At 33.6% G+C, this 24,169-nt stretch carries 17 protein-coding genes; 8 read left to right on the top strand and 9 right to left on the bottom strand.

What is annotated here, in order from left to right; genetic code table 11:
* Both P6733_RS04525 and P6733_RS04520 read right to left on the bottom strand, forming a co-directional pair.
* On the bottom strand, positions 1-6,640 hold a 6,640-nt coding region (locus P6733_RS04525), incomplete at its 3' end, for an immunoglobulin domain-containing protein (RefSeq protein ID WP_459553638.1).
* Positions 6,641-6,671: 31 nt separating this feature from the next.
* On the bottom strand, positions 6,672-7,205 hold the full coding sequence (locus P6733_RS04520; protein WP_306350417.1) for a hypothetical protein: 534 nt from the start codon (positions 7,203-7,205) through the stop codon (positions 6,672-6,674).
* 559 nt (positions 7,206-7,764) lie between these two features.
* On the opposite strand from P6733_RS04520, the gene P6733_RS04515 reads away from it, so the two are divergent.
* From P6733_RS04515 to P6733_RS04485, 7 genes are all read left to right on the top strand, one after another.
* Positions 7,765-8,253 (top strand): SixA phosphatase family protein, encoded by a 489-nt coding sequence (locus tag P6733_RS04515; RefSeq protein ID WP_306350416.1) that lies wholly within the window; start codon positions 7,765-7,767, stop codon positions 8,251-8,253.
* Positions 8,250-10,361 (top strand): polyphosphate kinase 1, encoded by a 2,112-nt coding sequence (gene ppk1, locus P6733_RS04510; RefSeq protein ID WP_306350415.1) that lies wholly within the window; start codon positions 8,250-8,252, stop codon positions 10,359-10,361. Before P6733_RS04515 ends, ppk1 begins: the two co-directional genes overlap by 4 nt.
* 12 nt (positions 10,362-10,373) lie before the next feature.
* Positions 10,374-11,264 (top strand): Ppx/GppA phosphatase family protein, encoded by an 891-nt coding sequence (locus P6733_RS04505; protein ID WP_306350414.1) that lies wholly within the window; start codon positions 10,374-10,376, stop codon positions 11,262-11,264.
* Between the two features lie 198 nt (positions 11,265-11,462).
* Complete coding sequence (locus P6733_RS04500) at positions 11,463-11,669, top strand: Nif11-like leader peptide family natural product precursor (RefSeq protein WP_306350413.1); 207 nt, start codon at positions 11,463-11,465, stop codon at positions 11,667-11,669.
* Between the two features lie 99 nt (positions 11,670-11,768).
* Positions 11,769-14,579: a type 2 lanthipeptide synthetase LanM gene (lanM, locus tag P6733_RS04495; protein WP_306350412.1), complete on the top strand. Its 2,811-nt coding sequence runs from the start codon at positions 11,769-11,771 to the stop codon at positions 14,577-14,579.
* Positions 14,580-14,641: 62 nt separating this feature from the next.
* On the top strand, positions 14,642-15,190 hold the full coding sequence (locus P6733_RS04490; RefSeq protein WP_306350411.1) for a GNAT family N-acetyltransferase: 549 nt from the start codon (positions 14,642-14,644) through the stop codon (positions 15,188-15,190).
* Between the two features lie 11 nt (positions 15,191-15,201).
* A complete protein-coding gene (locus P6733_RS04485) occupies positions 15,202-15,915 on the top strand; it encodes an aspartyl/asparaginyl beta-hydroxylase domain-containing protein (protein WP_306350410.1) in 714 nt (237 codons plus the stop codon).
* Between the two features lie 25 nt (positions 15,916-15,940).
* Here P6733_RS04485 and P6733_RS04480 read toward each other — a convergent pair whose 3' ends face one another.
* Positions 15,941-16,354 (bottom strand): hypothetical protein, encoded by a 414-nt coding sequence (locus P6733_RS04480; RefSeq protein ID WP_306350409.1) that lies wholly within the window; start codon positions 16,352-16,354, stop codon positions 15,941-15,943.
* Between the two features lie 19 nt (positions 16,355-16,373).
* On the opposite strand from P6733_RS04480, the gene P6733_RS04475 reads away from it, so the two are divergent.
* Entirely contained in the window at positions 16,374-16,661 is a 288-nt protein-coding gene (locus P6733_RS04475; RefSeq protein ID WP_306350408.1) for a hypothetical protein, read from the top strand.
* On the opposite strand, the gene dnaX is transcribed toward P6733_RS04475, so the two are convergent.
* The 6 genes from dnaX to P6733_RS04445 form a co-directional block, all read right to left on the bottom strand.
* Positions 16,621-17,706, bottom strand: coding sequence for a DNA polymerase III subunit gamma/tau (gene dnaX, locus P6733_RS04470; RefSeq protein WP_306350407.1), 1,086 nt, complete (start codon positions 17,704-17,706; stop codon positions 16,621-16,623). The genes P6733_RS04475 and dnaX overlap by 41 nt on opposite strands.
* A 132-nt stretch (positions 17,707-17,838) precedes the next feature.
* Positions 17,839-18,372, bottom strand: a complete 534-nt coding sequence (locus tag P6733_RS04465; RefSeq protein ID WP_306350406.1) for a DMP19 family protein — start codon at positions 18,370-18,372, stop codon at positions 17,839-17,841.
* A gap of 73 nt (positions 18,373-18,445) precedes the next feature.
* A complete protein-coding gene (locus P6733_RS04460; RefSeq protein WP_306350405.1) occupies positions 18,446-19,072 on the bottom strand; it encodes an HD domain-containing protein in 627 nt (208 codons plus the stop codon).
* A 34-nt stretch (positions 19,073-19,106) separates the two neighbouring features.
* Positions 19,107-19,544, bottom strand: coding sequence for a hypothetical protein (locus tag P6733_RS04455; protein WP_306350404.1), 438 nt, complete (start codon positions 19,542-19,544; stop codon positions 19,107-19,109).
* A gap of 205 nt (positions 19,545-19,749) precedes the next feature.
* Positions 19,750-21,066, bottom strand: a complete 1,317-nt coding sequence (locus tag P6733_RS04450) for a TolC family protein (RefSeq protein ID WP_306350403.1) — start codon at positions 21,064-21,066, stop codon at positions 19,750-19,752.
* 5 nt (positions 21,067-21,071) lie between these two features.
* Positions 21,072-24,167 (bottom strand): efflux RND transporter permease subunit, encoded by a 3,096-nt coding sequence (locus P6733_RS04445; protein ID WP_306350402.1) that lies wholly within the window; start codon positions 24,165-24,167, stop codon positions 21,072-21,074.
* Between the last annotated feature and the right edge of the window lie 2 nt (positions 24,168-24,169).

Genomic DNA, 24,169 nt, shown 5'->3' with positions numbered 1-24,169 from the left:
AGAAGGTCTGTGTTGTTTGTGTTGTTGTTGGTGCTTCTGTTTTAGTAATAACTACCGTTACCGCTAAACGTGTTGCACTCTCACAAGAGTCTGCCGTTTGAGAGGCGTAATACGTTGCTCCATCTACTAAAGCAGTTGTTGTAGCTAGAGCCGTAGTTGAAGTAGCACTCGCGTACCACTGCACCTGTGTTCCTGTTACTTGTAAACTTGCAATAGTAGTGTTATCAATTTCACAGAATGTCTGTGTTGTCTCACTTGTTGTTGGCGCTTCTGTTTTAGTAATAACTACCGTTACCGCTAAACGTGTTGCACTCTCACAAGAGTCTGCCGTTTGAGAAGCGTAATACGTCGTTCCATCTACTAATGCTGTAGTTGTAGCTAGAGCCGTAGTTGAAGTAGCACTCGCATACCACTGAACCTGTGTTCCTGTTACATTTAAACTTGCAATAGTAGTGTTATCAATTTCACAGAAGGTCTGTGTTGTTTCACTTGTTGTCGGTGCTTCTGTTTTAGTAATAACTACGGTTACAGCAAAACGTCCTTTACTTTCACAGATTGGTCCACCACCTCCATATTGAGATACATAATAAGTTGTTCCATCCACTAAAGCTACTGTTGATGCTAAAGCAGTTCCACCTGTAGCAGCAGTATACCAGTTAAAATCAGTTCCAGGTGCCTGTAAAACACCAGTTGCTTGTAAATTAGCAACAGTAGGATTATCAATTTCACAAAAAGTTTGATTTGTCGATCCTGTTGGAGTAAATGGTTTAACGATAGTAACCTTTACAACCAAACGTTCTTTGCTTTCACATCCATCTACAGTTTGAGAAGCATAGTATTGGAATCCTTGTCCCAAAATAGTTGTAATTGGTAATTCATCTGTTGAAGTAGCACTTGCATACCATTTAATATTTATTCCAGAAACAACTAAGTTTTGTAAAGTTGCCTCATCAATTTCACAAAATGTTTGTGCAGTAGATCCTATAGGAGCTGGTGTAACAGTGATTTTGGCTAGAACGGCTAAACGAGTTTTGCTTTCACAACCGTTTGCGGTTTGAGAGGCGTAATACGTCGTTCCATCCACTAAAGCTACTGTTGATGCTAAAGCAGTTCCACCTGTAGCAGCACTATACCACTGAATTGCAGTTCCTGTTACATTTAAATTTGCAATAGTAACATTATCAATCTCACAGAATGTTTGTGTAGACTGTGTTGTTGTTGGTGCCGGTGTAACAGTAATTTTGGCTAGAACGGCTAAACGAGTTTTACTCTCACATCCGTTTGCGGTTTGAGAAGCGTAATACGTTGTTCCATCCACTAAAGCTACTGTTGACGCTAAAGCAGTTCCACCTGTGGCAGCAGAGTACCACTGAATAGTTGTTCCTGTTGCTTGTAAGTTCGCTACTGTTGGATTGGCAATCTCACAGAAAGTCTGTGTAGACTGTGTTGTCGTTGGTGCTGGTGTAACAGTGATTTTGGCTAGAACGGCTAAACGAGTTTTACTCTCACATCCGTTTGCGGTTTGAGAAGCGTAGTAGGTTGTTCCATCCACTAAAGCTACTGTTGACGCTAAAGCTGTTCCACCAGTGGCAGCAGAGTACCACTGAATCGTAGTTCCTGTTGCTTGTAAGTTCGCTACTGTTGGATTAGCAATCTCACAAAAAGTCTGTGTTGCTTGTGTTGTTGTTGGCGCTTCTGTTTTAGTAATAACTACCGTTACCGCTAAACGTGTTGCACTCTCACAAGAATCCGCTGTTTGAGAAGCGTAGTAGGTTGTTCCATCTACTAAAGCTACTGTTGTTGCTAAAGCTGTTCCACCTGTAGCAGCAGTATACCACTGAATAGTTGTTCCTGTTGCTTGTAAGTTTGCTACTGTTGGATTGGCGATCTCACAGAAAGTCTGTGTAGACTGTGTTGTGGTTGGTGCTTCTGTTTTAGTAATAACTACAGTTACTTCCAAACGGATTACGCTTGGACATGCATTTAATATTTGAGTAGCATAATACGTCGCTCCATCTACCAAAACAGTTGTTGGTGCTAATGGAGTTGTTGAAGTAGCACTGGCGTACCACTGCACTTGTGTTCCTGTTACTTGTAAACTTTCTATAGTAGCGCCATCAATTTCACAGAAAGTCTGTGTTGCTTGTGTTGTGGTTGGTGCTGGTGTTTTATTAATTCTTACTGTCACTGCTAAACGTGTTGCACTTTCACAAGAATTTGCTGTTTGAGAAGCATAGTACGTTGTTCCATCTACTAAAGCGGTTGTTGTAGCTAGAGGAGTTGTTGAAGTAGCACTGACATACCACTGAATCTGAGTTCCTGTTATTTGTAAGTTTGCAATAGTAGTGTTATCAATTTCGCAGAAAGTCAGAGTCGTATGTGTTGTAGTCGGTGCTGGTGTAACAGTAATTTTTGCAGTTACCGCTAAACGAGTTTTACTCTCACATCCGTTAGCAGTTTGAGAAGCGTAATACGTTGTTCCATCCACTAAAGCTATTGTTGCTGCTAAAGCTGTTCCACCTGTGGCAGCAGTATACCACTGAATAGTTGTTCCTGTTGCAGATAAATTCGCTACTGTTGGATTGGCAATCTCACAGAAAGTCTGTGTAGACTGTGTTGTCGTTGGTGCTGGTGTAACAGTAATTTTTGCAGTTACCGCTAAACGAGTTTTACTCTCACATCCGTTAGCAGTTTGAGAAGCGTAATACGTTGTTCCATCCACTAAAGCTACTGTTGCTGCTAAAGCTGTTCCACCTGTAGCAGCAGTATACCACTGAATTGCAGTTCCTGTTGCTTGTAAGTTCGCTACTGTTGGGTTTATAATCTCACAAAATGTTTGTGTTGACTGTGTTGTCGTTGGTGCTGGTGTAACAGTAATTTTTGCTAGAACGGCTAAACGAGTTTTACTCTCACATCCGTTTGCTGTTTGAGAAGCGTAATACGTTGTTCCGTCTACTAAAGCTACTGTTGCTGCTAAAGCTGTTCCACCTGTGGCAGCAGAGTACCACTGAATCGCAGTTCCTGTTGCAGATAAATTCGCTACTGTTGGGTTTACAATCTCACAGAATGTCTGTGTTGACTGTGTTGTCGTTGGTGCTGGTGTAACAGTAATTTTGGCTAGAACGGCTAAACGAGTTTTACTCTCACATCCGTTTGCGGTTTGAGAAGCGTAATACGTTGTTCCATCCACTAAAGCTACTGTTGACGCTAAAGCAGTTCCACCTGTGGCAGCAGAGTACCACTGAATAGTTGTTCCTGTTGCTTGTAAGTTCGCTACTGTTGGGTTTACAATCTCACAGAAAGTCTGTATTGATTGTGTTGTCGTTGGTGCTGGTGTAACAGTAATTTTTGCTAGAACGGCTAAGCGAGTTTTACTCTCACATCCGTTTGCGGTTTGAGAAGCGTAATACGTTGTTCCATCCACTAAAGCTACTGTTGCTGCTAAAGCAGTTCCACCTGTAGCAGCAGTGTACCACTGAATAGTTGTTCCTGTTACTAGTAAGTTTGCTACTGTTGGGTTGGCGATCTCACAGAATGTTTGTGTTGTTTGTGTTGTAGTTGGTGCTGGTGTAACAGTAATTTTTGCTAGAACGGCTAAACGAGTTTTACTCTCGCATCCGTTTGCTGTTTGAGAAGCGTAGTAGGTCGTTCCGTCTACTAAAGCTACTGTTGCTGCTAAAGCAGTTCCACCCGTTGCAGCAGTATACCACTGAATAGTTGTTCCTGTTGCAGATAAGTTTGCTACTGTTGGATTGGCAATCTCACAGAATGTTTGTGTAGACTGTGTTGTAGTCGGTGCTGGTGTAACAGTAATTTTTGCTAGAACGGCTAAACGAGTTTTACTCTCACATCCGTTTGCGGTTTGAGAAGCGTAATACGTTGTTCCATCCACTAAAGCTACTGTTGATGCTAAAGCAGTTCCACCAGTGGCAGCAGTATACCACTGAATAGTTGTTCCTGTTGCTTGTAAGTTCGCTACTGTTGGATTGGCAATCTCACAGAATGTCTGTGTAGACTGCGTTGTGGTTGGTGCCGGTGTTTTAGTAATTTTTACTACAACCGCTAAACGAGTTTTACTCTCGCAGCCATTTGCAGTTTGAGAAGCGTAATACGTTGTTCCGTCTACTAAAGCTACTGTTGCTGCTAAAGCTGTTCCACCTGTGGCAGCAGAGTACCACTGAATCGCAGTTCCTGTTGCTTGTAAGTTCGCTACTGTTGGATTAGCAATCTCACAGAATGTTTGTGTTGACTGTGTTGTGGTTGGTGCCGGTGTTTTAGTGATTTTTACTACAACCGCTAAACGCGTTACACTCTCGCATCCGTTTGCTGTTTGAGAAGCGTAATACGTTGTTCCATCCACTAAAGCTATTGTTGCTGCTAAAGCTGTTCCACTAGTGGCAGCAGTATACCACTGAATCGCAGTTCCTGTTGCTTGTAAGTTCGCTACTGTTGGATTAGCAATCTCACAGAATGTTTGTGTAGACTGCGTTGTTGTTGGTGCTGGTGTAGCCGTAACCGTAACTTTTATAGGTGTTTGATTAGGGCTAATACAAGAAGAAGATTGACCTTCAGCAACATAATATGTTGTTTCTCCAGCTACTAATGTAGAAGGTGTAATTGAAAGTTGAGGCGAAGCTGTTGGACTTGTATAATAGTATAATGTATAAGCTGGATTAGTAGCAGTAGCTGTTAAAGGTTGTGCCACTGCATTCTGACAGTATGTAATATTTACGGACGTAGGTTTTGTTGTAATATTTGTAACCTGAATTGTAAATTTTAATGAGCAACCATTTGATCCAGGAGGAACAGCATAGTAAGTGTTTGTTCCCGTTGAAGCTGGAAATGGATTACTTGCTGTATACTCAGTAGAAGAGCTAGTTACAGGAAATTGGTTATAGAATCTTGATCCTGGAGGAAAAGCACTATTAACATCTGTAATAGGGATGCTTGTAGTTACGTTACAATATACAAAAGCTCTTTCACTTGGCGTATTACCACAATTATTGGCTACATAATCAGTTGCATTAATTGGAATTCTTAAAGGTTCAGTTATAGCTTCACCCTGACAAATTCCATCTTGTGTGTATCCTTGTATTAATGCTTTGTTTTCAAATTTTGTACCTGTAATTGCTCCAGTACCACTAGTTGCTCCATTAATGGTAATTTCATTACCACAAGCAGTATTCTTTAAAAGAACACAATCTTCTGTAGCTTTTAATTTGAAAGAAAGTGTTGCTAAAAGATCATTGGTATTTGCAGGAAGAGGTAATGTACCAAAATCCCATACAATGGATCCTGTAGCTCCTAATGATGGATCAAAATATAAATTATTTGGTGTTGGAGCAGGATTGAAGTTGATTGTTTTGGTTAAACTTCCGTTTACAAAAGTGGCTGAATAGGGTATAGGAATAACAATTTTAGAATTATTGATAGCTTCTGTACCTTTATTTTTTATTTCTACTTTATAAGCAATTTCTTGACCAGGTAATATGGTCGGATTAGGAGTGATTGGTGCGTTATTGATTGTTTGAGCAGTGATATTAGCCTCCAAATCGGGGATGTAAGCTTCCACAGACATTACAGCATTGTAGATGATGTATGTATCTTGGGATGTACCATATCTGAATTTTACTGAAGATTGACTGTTTCCAATCACTTTATTATCAGCATTTGGTATTTCAAACATACTAATATCGATACCCGTATTATTTGCTAAATTAGGATTTCTTGCATTTCCTCCTGTATTAATAGAAGAATTAAAGAAATTATTGGTTGAATTACCTGAGTGATTTAAAGTTAACCAAGTTGCATCGCTACTTTTTTGAATTTGAAAATAATCACCCGAGATATTAACGTCTCCTTCACCAGCCATTAATCCAAGTTTCATTTTTACATTACCATTTTGAATGGTATTAAAACCTGTGATTGGTAATTCAAAAGCATTATTACCACTGGCAACATATGCATATCCATCAAAAAGAGTAATATCTCTCCAATTCATTTTTGAATTTTCGTAGATAATAACCATTCCCCAACCGCCATAATAACCAGTTCCTCCACCATTTCCTTCAGTTAATGCCATGTCGGCAACCCAATATTCTCCAGTACCTTGTGCTTTTACTAAATCTGTAACTTCAACATAGGCAGCATACATACGATCGTCACCAGGGAATTGAATATCACTTGTTTTAGCTGTATACGATGTGTAAGAAGATTGTCCAGGACCTTTTAATTTTATTTTAGTTTTATCAGCTGTAGATGGAGTAGCATTTGTTCTTCCTGACCAATATAAACCGGCATAGATGATATTTGAACAAGATTCAATACTCCCATTTTCTGGAGTGAAGTTTAATGTTGCAGATGATGAATTATTAGTATTAGAATCATTGTCTTTATCTACTTTAACCATGTAATTGTTATTACCAGTATTATTGCCATAACTATATAGCGTAAGGTTGGTATTTCCAATCATCGTAAAGTCTCCTTTAATGTTGTATACTTTTTTTGATGGAGAGTATTGTGATGTTCTTTGGCTAAAGTTTTTACGTATTTGTGCATTTACAAATGTTGTGCTACTAAAAACCAAAAGCATTATTAAAAATAAAGCTCTATAGGTATTATTAAGATAATTCTTTTTCATTTTGTAATCGTTTAAATTAACCGATATGTTGTTATTGTGCTATAGAAATAGAGTAATATGTCACAACACTTGTGGGGATGTTGATTAACTTGTTTTTTAACTGATTGGGTGTAGTATTAAATTCACTAACGATATAGATGTATTTTAGATTTTTAAGTTCAGCTGCTTTAGATAAATCAATTGTATTATTCAAATCAGAGATATTTTTTAGATGAATAATTAAAACTTCAGCAGATTTTAAAGAACTATTAAATTGGAATATCTGATTTAAGGATATAAGATCCGTCTCAATTCCTAAAGGATTTGACAATGTAGTATTGATTTGATTGCCATTCATGAAATAAGCATTATTTTCTCCGTTTTCAGTTAATTTTTGAATAGTAGAAACAGCAGATTTTGATTGTGAACCATCAAGCGAAATAATTTCTTGTGCTTCTCCATTTATAGAAATAAATAAGGAGAACAATACAGGCAAAAATATTTTAATATGAAGATTGAATTTGGGGTTCAATGAGCTATAAATTTCATTCATAATTTTTAATGCTTGTAGGATTATTTTTTTCATTTTTTGGTGTATTATTTTTTGATTTAATAACATAAAAAATCAATTCATTAAACGAAATTATACTATTAGATGAATAAATATTTATAATCTCCATGAACAGCAGATAAACTCGATAAACTAATCAAAGCATTAAAATATCCTTAATAAATGCCTGTTTTAGGTTATCATATAGTATATATAATGAGTTTTTTATATTAATAATTTATTTTTAATAGATATTCTTGTAATATTTATAAAATGTTAACATTAATCTTAATGATTTGATTTTTAAGGAAGTAATTATATTGGTGGATTTTGGATTTCTAAAGACTCCAATTTGTATTCAGCCTTGGAGAAATTATTGAATATTATTTTAGAATAAATAGGGATAAATAATATGCTTGATTTAGCTCTATAATTGACTTTCAAAAGGTGGATTAATTACGGCTATTTGAAGTAGTAAATGTTTTTTTAAGAGGCTGTAAATTTCATGTACGAATTAACATTTTTTTAAAGGGGTGTATTTAAAAATATACGATATTGTAGTAAGTAAACTTTTATTAATTAAAATAAATTTAGGATGAAAAATTTAATAATTGTTAGACATGGGAAATCAAGTTGGGATACAGCATTTGAAGATATAAATAGACCTTTATCAAGTCGAGGGGTAAAAGATGCTCATTTGGTTTCTACCAATATTGCAAACTATTTGCCGAAAACATTTATTATTTGGAGTAGCCCAGCAAAAAGAGCCGCAGAAACGGCATTAATTTTTTCTCAAAATTTATCATGTCCAGCAGAATCAATAATTGTAAAGGATGAACTTTATACTTTTGATGAAAAAGAATTAGAAAGAACAATAAAAAATTGTAATAATGAATTTGATAGCGTTATTCTTTTTGGTCATAATGAAGCAATCACTAACTTTGTTAACAAATTTGGTGATGTTACAATAAATAATGTCCCCACATCTGGGTTTGTATCCATTGGATTTGAAGAATCAGATTGGCAACACATAAAAAAAGGAAAAACACAAAAAGTAATTTTCCCAAGAGATTTAAAAATATGATTGAGACAGTTCACAATAAATATGTAGACCGAGAGAAAAGTTGGTTAACATTTAATGCAAGAGTACTTCAAGAAGCAGGAGATAAGTCGGTGCCTTTATTGGATCGACTTCGGTTTTTAGGAATCTTCTCAAATAACTTGGATGAATTTTTTAGAGTTCGTTATGCCGCAATCAGACGTTTAAGTTTATCTGGTATTTCTGGAGAGAAAGTATTGGGTGGAATTTCTGCAAAGCAATTATTAAATGAGATTACTCAAATTGTTATTAGTCAACAATCAGAAAGCTTGCGTATTCTTAGTAACATTGAAAGTGAATTAGAAAGAGAGAATATTTTTATAATTAATGAAAATGAGATTTCGAGAGAGCAGGAAAATTTTATCAAAGATTTTTTTATCCAAAAGGTAAGTCCGGCACTCGTTACAATCATATTGAATGATTTAGCTGAATTTCCGATGCTAAAAGATGCTTCAGGTTATTTGGCTATAAAATTAGTCATGAAAAGTAAACCTACTTCAATGCTAAGTTTAGTTAAGCCGAAACCTGATGTACGTTATGCTATTATTGAAATTCCAAAAACAATTAACCGATTCGTTGTTTTACCTTCAGATAATGATAAGAAATATGTGATTATGTTGGATGATGTTATCCGATATAATTTGCATAGCATATTTAATATTTTTGATTACGAAAGCATATCGGCTCATATGATTAAGATTACCAGAGATGCTCAACTTGAGATTGATAGTGATTTGAGTAAGAGTTTGATGGAGAAAATATCATCCAGTGTAAAAGACAGAAGAATTGGGGAACCTGTACGATTTGTTTATGATCAGTCGATAGGAAAAGATACCTTAAAATTCTTTTTAGTTAAAATGGGAATTGATTCTACAGATAGTATTATACCTGGAGGTCGATACCATAATCGTAGAGATTACATCGGCTTCCCTAATTTAGGAAGATATGATTTATTATACAAGCAGAATGCGCCATTACCTGTTGATGGACTAAGCTTAGAGGGAAGTATATTAGAAAAAATAGCGAAAAGAGATTATTTGGTGAATGCACCTTATCAATCATTTTCATATTTAATAAAATTCCTAAGAGAAGCAGCCTTAGATCCAAAAGTTACCACTATAAAAATAACACTATATCGATTAGCATCCAATTCGCAAATTATTAGTTCGCTTATTAATGCTGCAAAAAATGGTAAAGTAGTGACCGTCCAAATTGAATTGCAGGCTCGATTTGATGAGGCAAGCAATATTTCCTATGCAGAACAAATGCAAATGGAAGGAATACATCTGATATTTGGGATTAAGGGTTTGAAAGTACATAGTAAAATTTGTGCTATTGAACGATTGGAAGAAGGAAAAATTAAGCGATACGGTTTCATTTCTACAGGAAATTTTAATGAATCTACAGCGAAAATTTACACCGATGTAACTTTGTTAACTTCTCACCAACAGATATTAAAAGATGTAGCTAAGATATTTGATTTCTTTGATATCAATTATCGAGTACATCGTTATAAACATTTAATCGTTTCACCTCATTACACACGTTCTAAGTTTTATAAACTAATTGATAAAGAAATATATAATGTTTCTGCAGGTAAGCTAGGGTATATAAAACTAAAAATGAACAGTTTATCTGACTTCAAAATGATTGATAAATTGTATGAAGCAAGTAGGGCGGGAGTGAAAATTCAGTTGATTATTCGTGGAATATGTTCTTTAATTCCAGGTGTAGAGGGGATGAGTGAAAATATAGAAGCTATCAGTATTGTAGACAACTATTTGGAACATTCTAGAGTATATATATTTGGGAATGGAGGTGATCCTGAAGTTTTTATTTCATCAGCCGATTTTATGACCAGAAATTTAGATGGTAGAGTTGAAGTTACCTGTCCAATATACGATCCAGAAATTAAAAAAGAATTAATCGAAACATTTAATATAGGCTGGAGAGGTAATGTTAAGGCAAGAATACATGCCGATGCTTTACAAAACAACTATCGTTTACGCAATAAGGATAAAGTATTTAGAGCTCAATTGGAAACCTATAATTATTATAGAAATAAAATTGAGGTCATTACAGAAAAATTATAATACAGTATTAGAATGATTACTATAAAAAAATATGCAGCGATTGATATTGGTTCAAATGCGATGCGATTACTAATAACAAATATTGTTGAGCAGCCCGGCAAAGAACCACAATTCAATAAAAGTTCATTAGTTCGTGTACCAATTCGTTTGGGACAAGATGCCTTTACTGTAGGTGAAATTTCTGAAGAGAACATTCTAAGAATGATAGATGCAATGAAAGCATTTAGTTTGTTGATGAAAGTTCACAAAGTAGAAAAGTATTTAGCATGTGCAACATCAGCAATGCGTGAAGCTTACAATGGAAAGGAAGTTGCTGATTTGATTAAAAAGAAAGCAGATATAAAAATTGATATTATTGATGGTAAAAAAGAAGCAAAAATTATTGCTTCAACAGATTTACATCATTTATTAAAAACAGATGAAACCTACTTATTTGTTGATGTAGGAGGCGGAAGTACTGAATTTACTTTGTTTTCAGATGGTAAAATAGTTGCTTCAAAATCCTTTAAGATTGGTACCGTTCGTTTACTGAATAATATGGTTAGCGATATTGTATGGCAGGAAATTGAAAAATGGATAAAATTAAATACTGAAGCCTATGAGCAGGTTACTTTAATCGGTTCTGGGGGAAATATTAATAAATTATTCAAAATGTCTAATAAGGCACAGGATAAACCAATGTCATATATGTATTTGAATTCTCAATACAATTTTTTAAATTCTTTATCCTACGATCAACGAATTTCAGAACTAGGATTGAATCCAGATCGTGCAGATGTTATTATACCAGCTACAAAAATTTATCTAAACTCCATGAAATGGAGTGGTGCCAGAAATATGTTTGTACCAAAAATAGGTTTGTCAGATGGAATTGTAAAAGCTTTATATTACAATAGAATTTAAAGCTTTAAAGGAATATAAAATTTAAGATAGCGGGACAATAGTTCCGCTATTTTTTTTTGCTTATTTTTTAGAGTAATAATTGATTATTAGTGAATTAGGTATAAATACGGGGTGGATAAACAGGTATTTATACGCTATTATAATCTATAATTTATAGTGTACTTTGAGTATTAATATTAACCTCTAAAATTTAACATTATGCCTACTAAAAAATTCCTTGAAGCAGTAAAAAGTGATTCTGCTTTAAAAAACGATCTTACGTCAGCTTTTAATGAAAGTTTGATTAAAGTAGCAAAAAAACATGGTTATGAAATCTCAAATGCAGATTTAAACGCGAAAGATCACAAATCTACTGGTTCAGTTGGTTGTGTTTCTACTACAAAAACGTTGGTTTGTACTGTATAGTTCAAAGCAATTGATTGAAAAACAAGAGTGCAATATTTATTTAATATTGCACTCTTGATTATTAAAATAGTTTTACCTGTTTACTATAAAAGTTCAAAGATGAAAAATATTGAAAAGCCTTTTCAACTTCATATGAAAGCTATCATTTTCTCGGAATCTAAAAATCTTAGAATTCTAATCAATAATCCAGATGATATTTTATTGCCAGATAGTGTATTGTCTATTGGTAAATTTGCTTTTGATCAGGATTTTTGTGACTTTGGATCGACCAATATTCCTCTTTTTAGTATTCAACAAAATCTAAGTCCGATCCTTAAAGAATCAGATGATATTCTAAATGCTTATAATGATAACTTCTTTAATAATAACGGGTTAGTTGAATTTTCAAAAAAATATCCTTTAATATATACACTTAGTAAAGAGATATTGAATCAGACAACAAATTTTTATAAAGAGATATATCAACATATCGATTTAGATAGGGATATCCTTTCAAAACAATTCAATTCGAGTAGACCTCTTGGTCATGTTAAATCAATAGAGATCAATCAGGGAGATGTTCATAATGAAGGGAAAAGTACAGCAATAATCAAATTCAATAGTGGTTTAAAAATCGTTTATAAGCCAAGATCAGGTAGTATGGACATCGCTTTCAATGCTTTATTAGATCATTTGTCTATAGAAATTGGAATCCAATTTAAAACTGCTATTACCCTAGATAAGGGCGAATATTTTTGGATGGAATTTATTGAACATATACCTGTGTCCCATAAAAAAGAACTTTCAGAATATTATGTAACCAGTGGAGCTTTGCTTGCTGTATGTTACTTATTGAATGGAACCGATTTTCATCATGAAAATATTATTGCGCATGGTAAATATCCCGTATTAATAGATTTAGAATGTTTATTTGGCGCTACAGATGAAATGGGCGATGGAACATATTCCGTTTATAATACTGGACTTGTACCTTTAAATGTATATGAAGGTGAAAAAAGCGAGCCTATTGACAGTAGTGGCTTTGGAGCTTCTGGAAAACAAATTTCAGCATTAGAAGCATGGAAATGGGAAGATATCAATACCGATGCTGTTCGATTGACAAAATCTCAAGGAGTATTTATAGCCGATACCAATCAGCCTGAATACAATGGTCAAAAAATTTCACCAGAACAATATCAAAAACAATTTATACAAGGCTTTGAAACTGTTTGCAAATGGTTTATTGCTCATCAAGATGATTTAGATAAAGCAAATTTTATTATGAATCATTTCAAAGATAAACCTTTCAGAGTAGTTATCAGAAACACAGTAGATTATAGAAGTATTCTTGATAATTCACTTGTTGCAAAAGCTTTAATATCCGACAAAGAAAGAAAAAACGAAATTTATGATTCATTAAATGAGTTTCAACCTTTTATCTATTTAAATAGTAAAATTAAATCCAAAGTTTTAGCCAAAGAGTTTGATGCTATAAAGCGAATGAATATCCCTTTATTCACGGGAAATACTTCAGAAACATTATTGTTCGAGTCCAATCATTTAGTGAGCAATGAATTTTTCAAAGTTGTACCGTATCAATTTATTATTGATAAAATTAAACGACTAACAACCAATGATATAAAAAGTCAAATTAATTTGATTCATTCGGCTTTCATTCTACGTTATAAACAAAATACAGATTCTTATTTTCATAAAAAAAGGATTTCTAAACCCATTGAAAATATTGAATATAATGATGAAGTTTTGACCAATGAAGTGAAGAGAATTGCTTCACAAATTAGAAAAAGTGCAATTAAAAATAAAACCTCTTATTTATGGAATTGTTATACATCCTCCAGTAATAAGAAATTATTTTATAATACTTTGGGAACAGGGTTTTATGAAGGTAATCTAGGAATGTCTTATTTTTTTAATCTTTTCGGCAAATTAACGGATGATAGACAATTTGAGAAAGATGGGATTCAAATCATAGAATCTGAAATCAAAAGGTCTTTATCGGAAAATTATAATGTTGATATTTCTATGGCAACAGGATTAGCAGGACTAATCTATTCCTTATTAAAATTACCTAAAAATAAAGGAATTCAATTAGCCTTACCAATTATAGCTTTAATAGAAAGAGAAGATATAATTAATGATAAAAAATATGATATTATGTCTGGAACAGCTGGCTTATTGTTGGTTCTTTCATCTCTTTATAAAACAACTCAATCTAAAGAAGTATTAGACTTAATGATACTCATTGGAGATCATTTGGTAAAAGAATCAATTATAGATCCTTCTTCAGGATTTAGAACTTGGCAATCCGAATTGTTTAATAAACCTATGACCGGTTTTTCTCATGGAGTATCGGGCATTGGTTGTGCATTATTAGCCTTATATGAATGTACTGAAAACGAGGAATATAAAAATCTATTTTATGAAGCCTTAGCATTTGAAAATTTTCATAAGAATAATACTCTTTCGAATTGGCAGGACTTAAGAGAAAATAATGGAAGCTGTAAAACGGCATGGTGTCATGGTGCCCCAGGAATTGGTTTAGCACGATTGTATGCCTATAAAATCCTAAAAGACCCTTGTTTATTGGAGGACATAGAAAGAGCCATTGTAGGAACGAAGAACGATCTTCAAAATGAAACTGATTTTTATTGCTGTGGAAATACGGGGAAAATTGACTTTTTGATCGAAGCTTCCAGAATACTTGATAGACCGGAATTATTGATGAAGGCAAGACAATCTATCATGAGGATTTTGTATAAAAAGAATGAAAGAGGGTATTATACAACCTATGAAATTCCAGAAATTAGCCTGGAAAATCCATCACTTTTTAGAGGAACCGCTGGAATTGGTTATACTTTATTAAGATGTATGGAAAGTTCGGAAATTGGATGTATGGGATTACTACAATAATCAATCTTCAGACGATTTGATTTCTCAATTATCGAAAAATGGTTTCTTATAAAAACGAAACAATGATTAAATATAGCACTACGCGTACTTTAATTAGAGAATTAACCACAGATGATTCTGAGTCATTTGCCGAATTAATGATGGATCAGAATATTAATCGGTATTTGAATCCTACAGGAGAATCATTGGATAAAAACTCATCTGAAATAGTATTGAATCATGTGGTCCAAAACTATGATTCAACAACTCCCATTTTTTTATATGCGGTCGTAAAAAACGATGCATTAGAAAAAGTAATCGGATTGGTTTCACATAAAAGAATAAATCAAGATGAAGTAGAGATATTCGGAGCGTTAAGTCCTAGTTTTTGGGGTTCAAGAATTAGTAATGAAATGATTATTGGTCTAATTGAATATATATTCACTACAACATCTTTCAAGAGTATAATTATATATATCAAACAGGAAAATAGATCTGCTAAAGCATTAGCCGAAAAATTGGGATTCAAAAATAATGGACTAGCTTATAACTCAGTATTTGATGGTGACGTTCATTTGCTAAATCTAGTTAAAACAGAATTCATGAATGGATTGATTGTAAGTAAAATATAATAACAAAGGATATGAAATATAGTGCAACAGAATTAGGAGAATTTCAAATTGAAATGAAAAAGCAAAGTCTTGTAGGGGACATGCCTATATTCTTAAAAGAAGAGTTTCCTTGGGTTGATGTATTAGAGAAAAATCATACTGAAATACGTCAGGAATTTGAACAATTTATTGATAGAATAAAACAAGAGAATTTACCGAATTTACAAGATATATCAAAGGAACAACTTTTAATAACCAATGATGAGCATTGGAAAATTTTGCCATTACTATTTTATAATGAAATCAATAAAGCAACGGTATCCTGTATGCCTAAAACATTTTCATTAATTAATACAATTCCTGGAATCACAACCTGTTTCTTTTCTGTTTTATCTCCGGGAAAACATATTCCAAAACATAAAGGCCCATATGCAGGTGTTTTACGATGTCATTTGGCTATAAAAGTTCCTCAAGCAATTGAGAAATGTTGGATTACGATTGATGATATTATTTACAATTGGAAAGAAGGTGAAATTGTAATTTTTGATGATACTTATGATCACGAAGTCTATAATAATACAGAGGAGACCAGAGTTGTATTGTTTATTGATTTTCTACGCCCATTACCAGATGCTTTGACTGAAATTAATCTAGAGATTATGAATGAAATTCAAAATACAGATTTTGTAAAACAACCTACATCAAAATATGAACAATGGGAGAAAAAACATCTGATGTCCGTTTAATCAGAATGAGATGAATCGAAACTAATTAAAGAACATCCAAATCAAAAGTCTTTCTTAGAATATCTAGATTAGGGTTTTTTTCACGTAATCGGTCGTATTTATCCTGACTGGTAAAAGCATATTTCTTCTCCACAGTTTCATTTACGGTAACGATAATATTAATCAGGTGATTGTGTAACTTGCCTCTAATATAACCTAATAAGCCATGTTTTTCGTTATCAAAATCGACTTTAGCACCTTCATTTGGTAATTCCAAATGAATATCTGATCCTTGTAACGTTGGATCATTGATTTGCATATAAGTTGCCATAATCATATGTCCTTTTTGTCTCAATCGTTCCGAGTACTTATTCCAGATTAGTAACATTTCTGTTTCTGTAAATGCTTCTGTCGGTTGCTCTTTTGCGTTTTCTCTATGGAGCGTTTTTTGACTTTCCATTAATTCTCTCTTAGCTTTAATGCTAGATAATGAAAGAGCCGATACTTTTGGTGCACCAATGCCTGCTATAGGATTTGATGCAGGAGGTGGGGTAGCTGTAACAGTATTTATTACCGAAGTAGGTTCATTTACTACAGGAATATTTGTATCTACAGAAGAAGGCTCAGTATACGGAACTGCTTCTGGTTTATGGTTAACAATTTCAGTTGAAGTATTGTTTTCTGTTGTAGGTGCTACATTTTTTACCTGTAAAGCAGCAACAGGAATTATATATTGCTTAGCTTTTTTTTTTCTCCATCAAAAGTAATGGAGGCCAATTGCATCAAACAAAGCTCGACTAAAAGTCTTTGATTTTGACTAGTCTTGAATTTCAAATCACAATCATTAGCCAATTCAATTCCAGTTAATAGAAAATCCTGTGAAGCCTTTTGAGATTGAATTGCATACAACTGTTTAGCTTGATCACCAGTTTCTAATAAAGATAGAGTAATTGGATTTTTACTTACTAATAAGTCTCTAAAGTGAGAAGCAAGTCCGGCAATAAAATGATGGCCATCGAAGCCTTTTGCCAATATATCATTGTAAGCCACTAATAATTCTGGAATTTTGTTTTCAAGAATTAAATCAGTCATATTGATATAATACTCGTAATCCAGTACGTTTAAGTTTTCAGTAACGGCTTGGCGTGTTAAATTAGTTCCACAATAACTAACAACGCGGTCAAAAATAGAAAGGGCATCACGCATTGCACCATCAGCTTTTTGTGCAATAATATGCAAAGCATCATCTTCATAAACAATGTTTTGACTTTTTGCAACTTCAGCTAAATGATCTTTGGCATCTTTTACAGTGATTCTTTTAAAATCAAAGATTTGACAACGAGAAAGTATCGTTGGAATGATTTTATGTTTCTCTGTAGTAGCCAGAATAAAAATGGCATGTTTCGGCGGTTCTTCTAATGTCTTAAGAAAAGCATTAAAAGCCGCTTGAGACAACATGTGCACCTCGTCAATAATATAAACTTTATATTTTCCGGTTTGGGGTGGGATACGTACCTGATCAATAAGATTACGAATATCATCTACAGAGTTATTCGATGCAGCATCCAATTCAAAAACATTAAATGCAAAATCTTCTTCGGGATTATCGTAATCAGGTTGATTGATTTTACGGGCTAAAATTCTAGCGCAAGTAGTTTTTCCAACACCACGAGGTCCAGTAAATAATAAGGCCTGAGCAAGGTGATTGCTTTCTATGGCATTCAGTAAAGTATTCGTAATGGCCTGTTGTCCCACAACATCTTTAAACGTTTGTGGTCTATACTTTCGAGCCGATACAATAAATTCTTCCATAGTTTTTTATTCGAATACAAATATAGTGATTGCACCTAAATCATCCAATATTATTTCTTCTTTTAAGAATATTATTCTAGAAAAAGAAGAAATAAAAGATTTGGATTTTGATATTGAAAAGATTGCAGTTTTCTAATTTTTGCTAATTTCTTTCCCTAGTATTTTCTCCAGTTCTACGAACATATTATCAATACTTAAGACTAATAAATCAGGTTGTTTTTTTAACCAACTTGAGTTTAATGCAATAAGATCTTCTTTTATAGTATAAAAACTATCATCATTCATTTGATCTCTTAGTTTGTTTTCTCCAAACAAATCAGTTTCTAAGAAAGCATCAATCACCTCTTCAGCTAATGAACTTACAAATTTGGCTCTATTTCTAAAATAAGCTAAATGTAAGGTCGCTTTCATCGATTCTAAACCTTCTTCAATAAGCAATACAATTTCTTCATTCCAACTAGAATTATACACAAATTGAGCAAATCCACCATTGTTAACTTGCGCTAAATAATAATCTACATAATAACTGATGAAAGCTTCTTTTTTGATTAATTCTGGATCATATCCTTCTTCAAGAAGTAAATTAACAACAGTAATGTTTGATTGGATAATAGCATAAGGATCCGAATTGTTGAATCCATTTTCAGAAACAATAATATTTTTCATGATTTTAATGACGTTAGTTTAATACAAAAATAGTACAATCCGTTTGTTTTATGGTGGTGCAGTCGTTATGAAATTATATATTTTTTAATTCATGCATCAGATTTAAACGACTCTGTTTTTCAAAACGATTATAGAAAAATGAAGTTTTATAAATACGATCCATTTCCAAAAAATGTTGAATAACTTTTTTTCGCCCTGCTGTATAGACTAATTTGGGATATATCGAATATTCCTTTTGAATGTCTTGGGAATATTTTCCATAGGTATTTAAATCTTGTCCTAAAATAGATAAATCGGCATCTAGAAAAATAAGAGTATCATTATCGTTATGGGATTGATGTGTTTTCGTTGCCAAAATTTGCTCTTTACATTTCTGAATTAACGGCTCAGGAACATTTAAATATTGCAATCGTTCTTCGGCCAATTCAGCACTTTTTTCTTCATTATCAGTCAAAGAAGCATCATAAATAACATCATGGTAGAATAGGGTAAAGAGTAGGGTATCCCAATCTTTTATATTATCCTTATTCTCTAAAAGCAATTGAAGGATATTTAACAAATGTAATAGCGTATGATAATGACGGTCTTCTGCTGTATAATGTTCCTCTATTTCCTGCCATAATTTTGTGACCAGAAAATGGTCCTGACAATATTTATTTGCCAAGGAAGTAAAGGTTTGATGTAAAAGAACTGAATGCATGTATTAGGTTTTAATAAGATTTGATTATTGGAGACTACTCATATTCGTCTTTCCAAACTTTAGAATTAATTGCCGATGCTTTATTATCGCTATTCATCGTAACTCGTACTTCTTTAATCCCTCTATTTTTATGATATTTTGCTTTAAAGCGATATACATTCTCATTAGAAGATTTAAGATGAATTACTTCAATCAATTCCATATCAATAAAGTTACCGTATTCTTGTCGAATTTTATTACATATGGCTAATAATTTATCAGGAGTAATTCCATTAATGACTTTTGGGGTTGCTTCACTTGTAGAAAACTTCTTAAATTTAGAAGTATGACAGCTTTCCGATAAACGTTTACCTAAATCGTATGCTTTATTCATTTGAGCTTTATCGGCCGATTCAGGATTTATCCTAACAAAGGAAGGTTTACAACTTATAAATAACAATAAGAAGGGAAGAAGTAGGGCAATTTTTTTCATAGCATTGGTCATCATTAATTCAATAAATTTTGCTTTAGCTTTTTTACTAAGATAGAATTTCAGACTTAAAATTAAAAAGCAGTTCTAGACTTTAACGATTTTTTATGCAAAATAGGATATTGATTGAAGAAAAAAATACAATTATAATGTATAAAAAAAGGCAGCCTATGTACTAAGCTGCCTTTAATATGCTTTGAAAGGAATATTATTTAATTAAATCAATATTTCCAGCTAATTCCTTTAATGATATTTCAGATAATTTTGCTTGAAACTGAGCATTGCTGTTGCGTACTCTAGCATTTACGTAGTTTAATTGAGCCGTTCTAAACTCCAAAGGAGCAATGGTTCCTATTCTGTATTTTTCCATTGTAATCTCAAGATTCTGTTTGGCTATTGCTTCATTACGTTGCTCCAATTCTGTCAACTGTAAATTGGTTAAATAAGTTTGATAACTAGTTGATAATTGTGTTACAATAGCTTGTTTCTGTTGGTCCAAAACAATTTGAGAGTTCTCAATCATTAAATGAGCAACTTTTTCATTTCTACGTTGAGCCAGGCCATCAAATAAATTCAAAGATGCATTAAATCCATAGTTTAAACCTCTACTAGATGTTTGAGAGGTAAATCCTAAACTGGATTCGGTTTCATTGTAATTATAACCTGATGTTAGATTAATTGTAGGATATCTATTGGCTTTAACCTGTTTGAGTTGTAATTCAAGTACCCGTTTATTGACTACTGCAATCTGCAATTGTGGATTTTGTTGTTCCGCACGAGAAGTTAATTCTGGTAATAACAAAGCACGATCTACAACAATTGTGTCTACAACAGAAAATGATGTATTAGGTTCACGAGCTAAAATCTGATTCAATAAGATCTTTGTATTAGCATTCAGTTCTTTTTGGCGCAATAGAGTAGTTGTATCAGTATTGATATCTACCTGTGCATTTAAGACTTCTAATTTTGATGCTTTTCCAATGGTATATCGATTTTCAGCAGTTGTTAATCGAAGCTTAGAAATAGAGATAGCCGTATCAAGAGCTGTAAGCTGTTGTTCCTGCTGAACTAAATCATAATAGGTGGTAATGACATCACTGATTTTAGTTAGGATAACCCCTTTCAATTCTGTTTCTCCCAGTTTTTGTAATTCTCTCAGCTGTTCATGTTTAGCGAACATTTTGAAACCATCAAAAACGGTCCAACCTAGCGTAACACCATAACCAAGACTATTATTTTTTGCACCATCCAAGTTACGAACAGTTCCATCGGCTTGCGTTTGTGAAGAATTCGTTCGGTTATTATTATTCGTGATGGTTGCTTTAAGATTGGGTAGCATTCCCGCGTTCCCTAGACTAACATTACGTTCATCTATTTTTAAATCATTTGCAGCAATTTTAATATCATAATTGTTTTCTAAAGCAATTTTTACGGCATCTTCAACCGTCAAAACTTCTTGTGCATACGCATGGTTGCACAATATAAAACCAATAATAAGGCTTTGAAAGAAGATTTTATATTTCATACTTCTTAATTATTTTCTTTTTCAATTGCATCTAAATTATCAAACTCAGGTCTATGTTTACGGTCTTTTGACCACATAAAGTAAATGGCTGGAATAACAAAAAGCGTTAATATTAAAGAGAAAATAGTTCCTCCCACAATTACAACTCCCATTCCAATACGGCTTTGTGATGCAGCTCCTAAGGACAATGCAATAGGCAATGCTCCTAATGAAATTGCTAAACTCGTCATTAAGATTGGACGCAAACGAGATTCTGAAGCTTCCATGATGGCATCAATTTTTGATTTACCTTCTTCCCGCAGTTGGTTCGCAAATTCTACAATTAAAATACCATTCTTGGTCACCAGACCAATCAACATGACGGTTCCAATTTGACTAAAGATATTCCACGTTTGTCCAAATAACCATAAAGAGAATAATGCTCCCGCCACAGCCATTGGTACTGTTAGAATAATAATAAATGGATCAATAAAACTTTCAAATTGAGCCGATAGGATTAGATAGATTAATAATAAAGCCAATCCAAAAGCAAACATAGTATTTGAACTACTTTCTACGAAGTCACGGGACTCACCACCTAAATCGGTTGTAAAGGTATCATCCAATACTTTTGCTTTAATACGGTCCATTGCTTCGATACCATCACTAATACTTTTTCCTGGAGCTAATCCAGCAGAAACAGTGGCAGACATATATCGGTTATTATGATACAATTGTGGTGGACTACTTTGTTCTGCAATAGAAACAACATTATCCAATTGGATTAATAAACCAGTGTTACTTTTTACGTACATTGAAGTCAAGTCAATTGGCGCTTCACGATCTTTTTGATCAAATTGTCCAATTACCTGATATTGTTTTCCATTCATCATGAAGTAACCAAAACGTTGTCCACTCAAAGACAATTGTAGTGTTTGTGCTACATCAATAACAGAAACTCCTAAACTTTGTGCTTTTTCACGATCAATGGTAACATTGATTTCAGGTTTATTGAATTTTAAATTTACATCCGTAATAGAGAAGGTAGGATCTTTACTAGCTTCATCCATAAATTCAGGAATTTTTTCTTCTAATTTTTGGAAATTAGGAGCCTGAATAATGTATTGGATGGGCATACCACCTCTACGGTTTACAGAAATGGTAGGTTGTTCAGAAACAGATGTTTTAGCTTCGGAATATTGCTTTGTCCATTTCGTTAAATCGGCTGCTAATTCTTTTTGTGTACGCTTTCTTTCGTTAGGTTCAACCAAAGCTATACGAATACGTCCACTGTTCACAGAAGCAGATCCAAAACCTGGAGAAGTAATAACTAAACTTACTTTTTTCTCTGGAATTGAATCATTAATCATTTGACTTAATTCCTGCATGAAACGATCAGTATACTCATAAGATGCCCCTTCGGGAGCTGTTACATTAACCCCAATAAAGCTTCGGTCATCATACGGAGCTGTTTCTTTTTGTAATAAACTATAGAATAGACCAATTAATCCTAAACAAACGATGATGATAGGGAAACTAATCCATTTTCTTTTCATGAATCCTTTTAAAGAATCTGCATATCCTGTATTTAATTTGACAAAGTAAGGTTCTGTAAAATTATAAAATCTTGATTTTTTATGCACTCCACCTTTCATCAAATAAGCATTTAGCATTGGTGTAAGTGTAAGCGATACGAAAGCGGAAATTAATACGGCAGCACCGATGACGACTCCAAATTCCCGGAATAATCGACCGACAAATCCTTCTAAGAATATAACAGGTAAAAATACAGCTGCCAAAGTGATCGAAATAGAGATTACCGCAAAAAAGATTTCATTTGAACCTTTAATTGCTGCCTGAATAGGACTCATTCCTTCCTCTACTTTTTTAAATATATTTTCAGTAACAACAATACCATCATCTACTACAAGTCCTGTTGCTAATACAATTGCTAATAATGTAAGTACATTGATAGAGAAACCACACAAGTACATAATAAAGAAAGTTGCAATTAATGATACCGGAATATCAATTAATGGTCTAAAAGCAATCGCCCAGTCACGGAAGAATAAATAAATAATAAGAGTTACTAATATCAGGGAAATCAATAAGGTTTCTGCTACTTCAACTACCGATTTTTTAATGAAGGTAGTATTATCAATTGCAATATTCAATTTGAAATCGGCAGGTAACTCTTTTTTCAGCTGTTCATATTGGATATAAAATGCATTCGCAATATCGATATAGTTTGTTCCAGGTTGTGGAATAATAGCCAAACCAACCATTGGTAATCCAGATTCACTTAATTTAGTTTCTAAATTTTCTGGGCCTAAGGACGCCGTTCCAATATCACTTAATCGAACGATACGATTGTCATCTGCACGGATAATGATATTATTGAATTGCTCAGCTGTAGATAAATTTCCAGCCGTTTTTACCGTTAATTCGGTATTGGCACCCGTTAATTTACCAGAAGGCAATTCTACGTTTTGTTTGTTTAAAGCATCACGTACCTCAGACACTGTACAGCCATAAGAAGCCAATTTATTTGGGTCAATCCATAAGCGCATGGCATATTTCTTTTGTCCCCAAATTTGGACGCTACTTACACCCGGAATCGTTTGTAGTCGTTGTGCAATAACATTTTCGGCATAATCACTTAATTCCAAGGCATCTCGCGTATCACTTTGAACCGTCATTGTAACGATAGGATCAGAGTCGGCATCGGCTTTAGATACTACTGGAGGAGCATCAATATCTTGCGGTAAACTACGAACGGCTTGTGATACTTTATCACGCACATCATTCGCTGCTTCTTCAAGATTTTTTTCTAAATTAAATTCTATGGTAATATTACTAGAACCTTGATTACTTGAAGAAGTTATATTTCGAATACCATCAATCGAATTAATTGCTTTTTCAAGTGGTTCTGTAATTTGAGATTCAATAATATCGGAATTTGCTCCAGCATAGTTCGTACGAACAGAAATTTGAGCTGGGTCAATAGAAGGGAATTCACGAACGCCTAAATAGGTATATCCAATAATTCCAAAGAGTATTATACTAAGGTTAATTACTATAGTAAATACAGGGCGTTTTATGCATAATGTTGATAAACTCATTG

It is taken from the genome of Flavobacterium aerium (assembly GCF_030766725.1).
In the GTDB taxonomy this organism is placed as follows: Bacteria; Bacteroidota; Bacteroidia; order Flavobacteriales; family Flavobacteriaceae; genus Flavobacterium; species Flavobacterium aerium.
The sequence above is the reverse complement of the archived record's forward strand: the minus strand, read 5'-3'. Positions and strand labels throughout refer to the sequence as shown.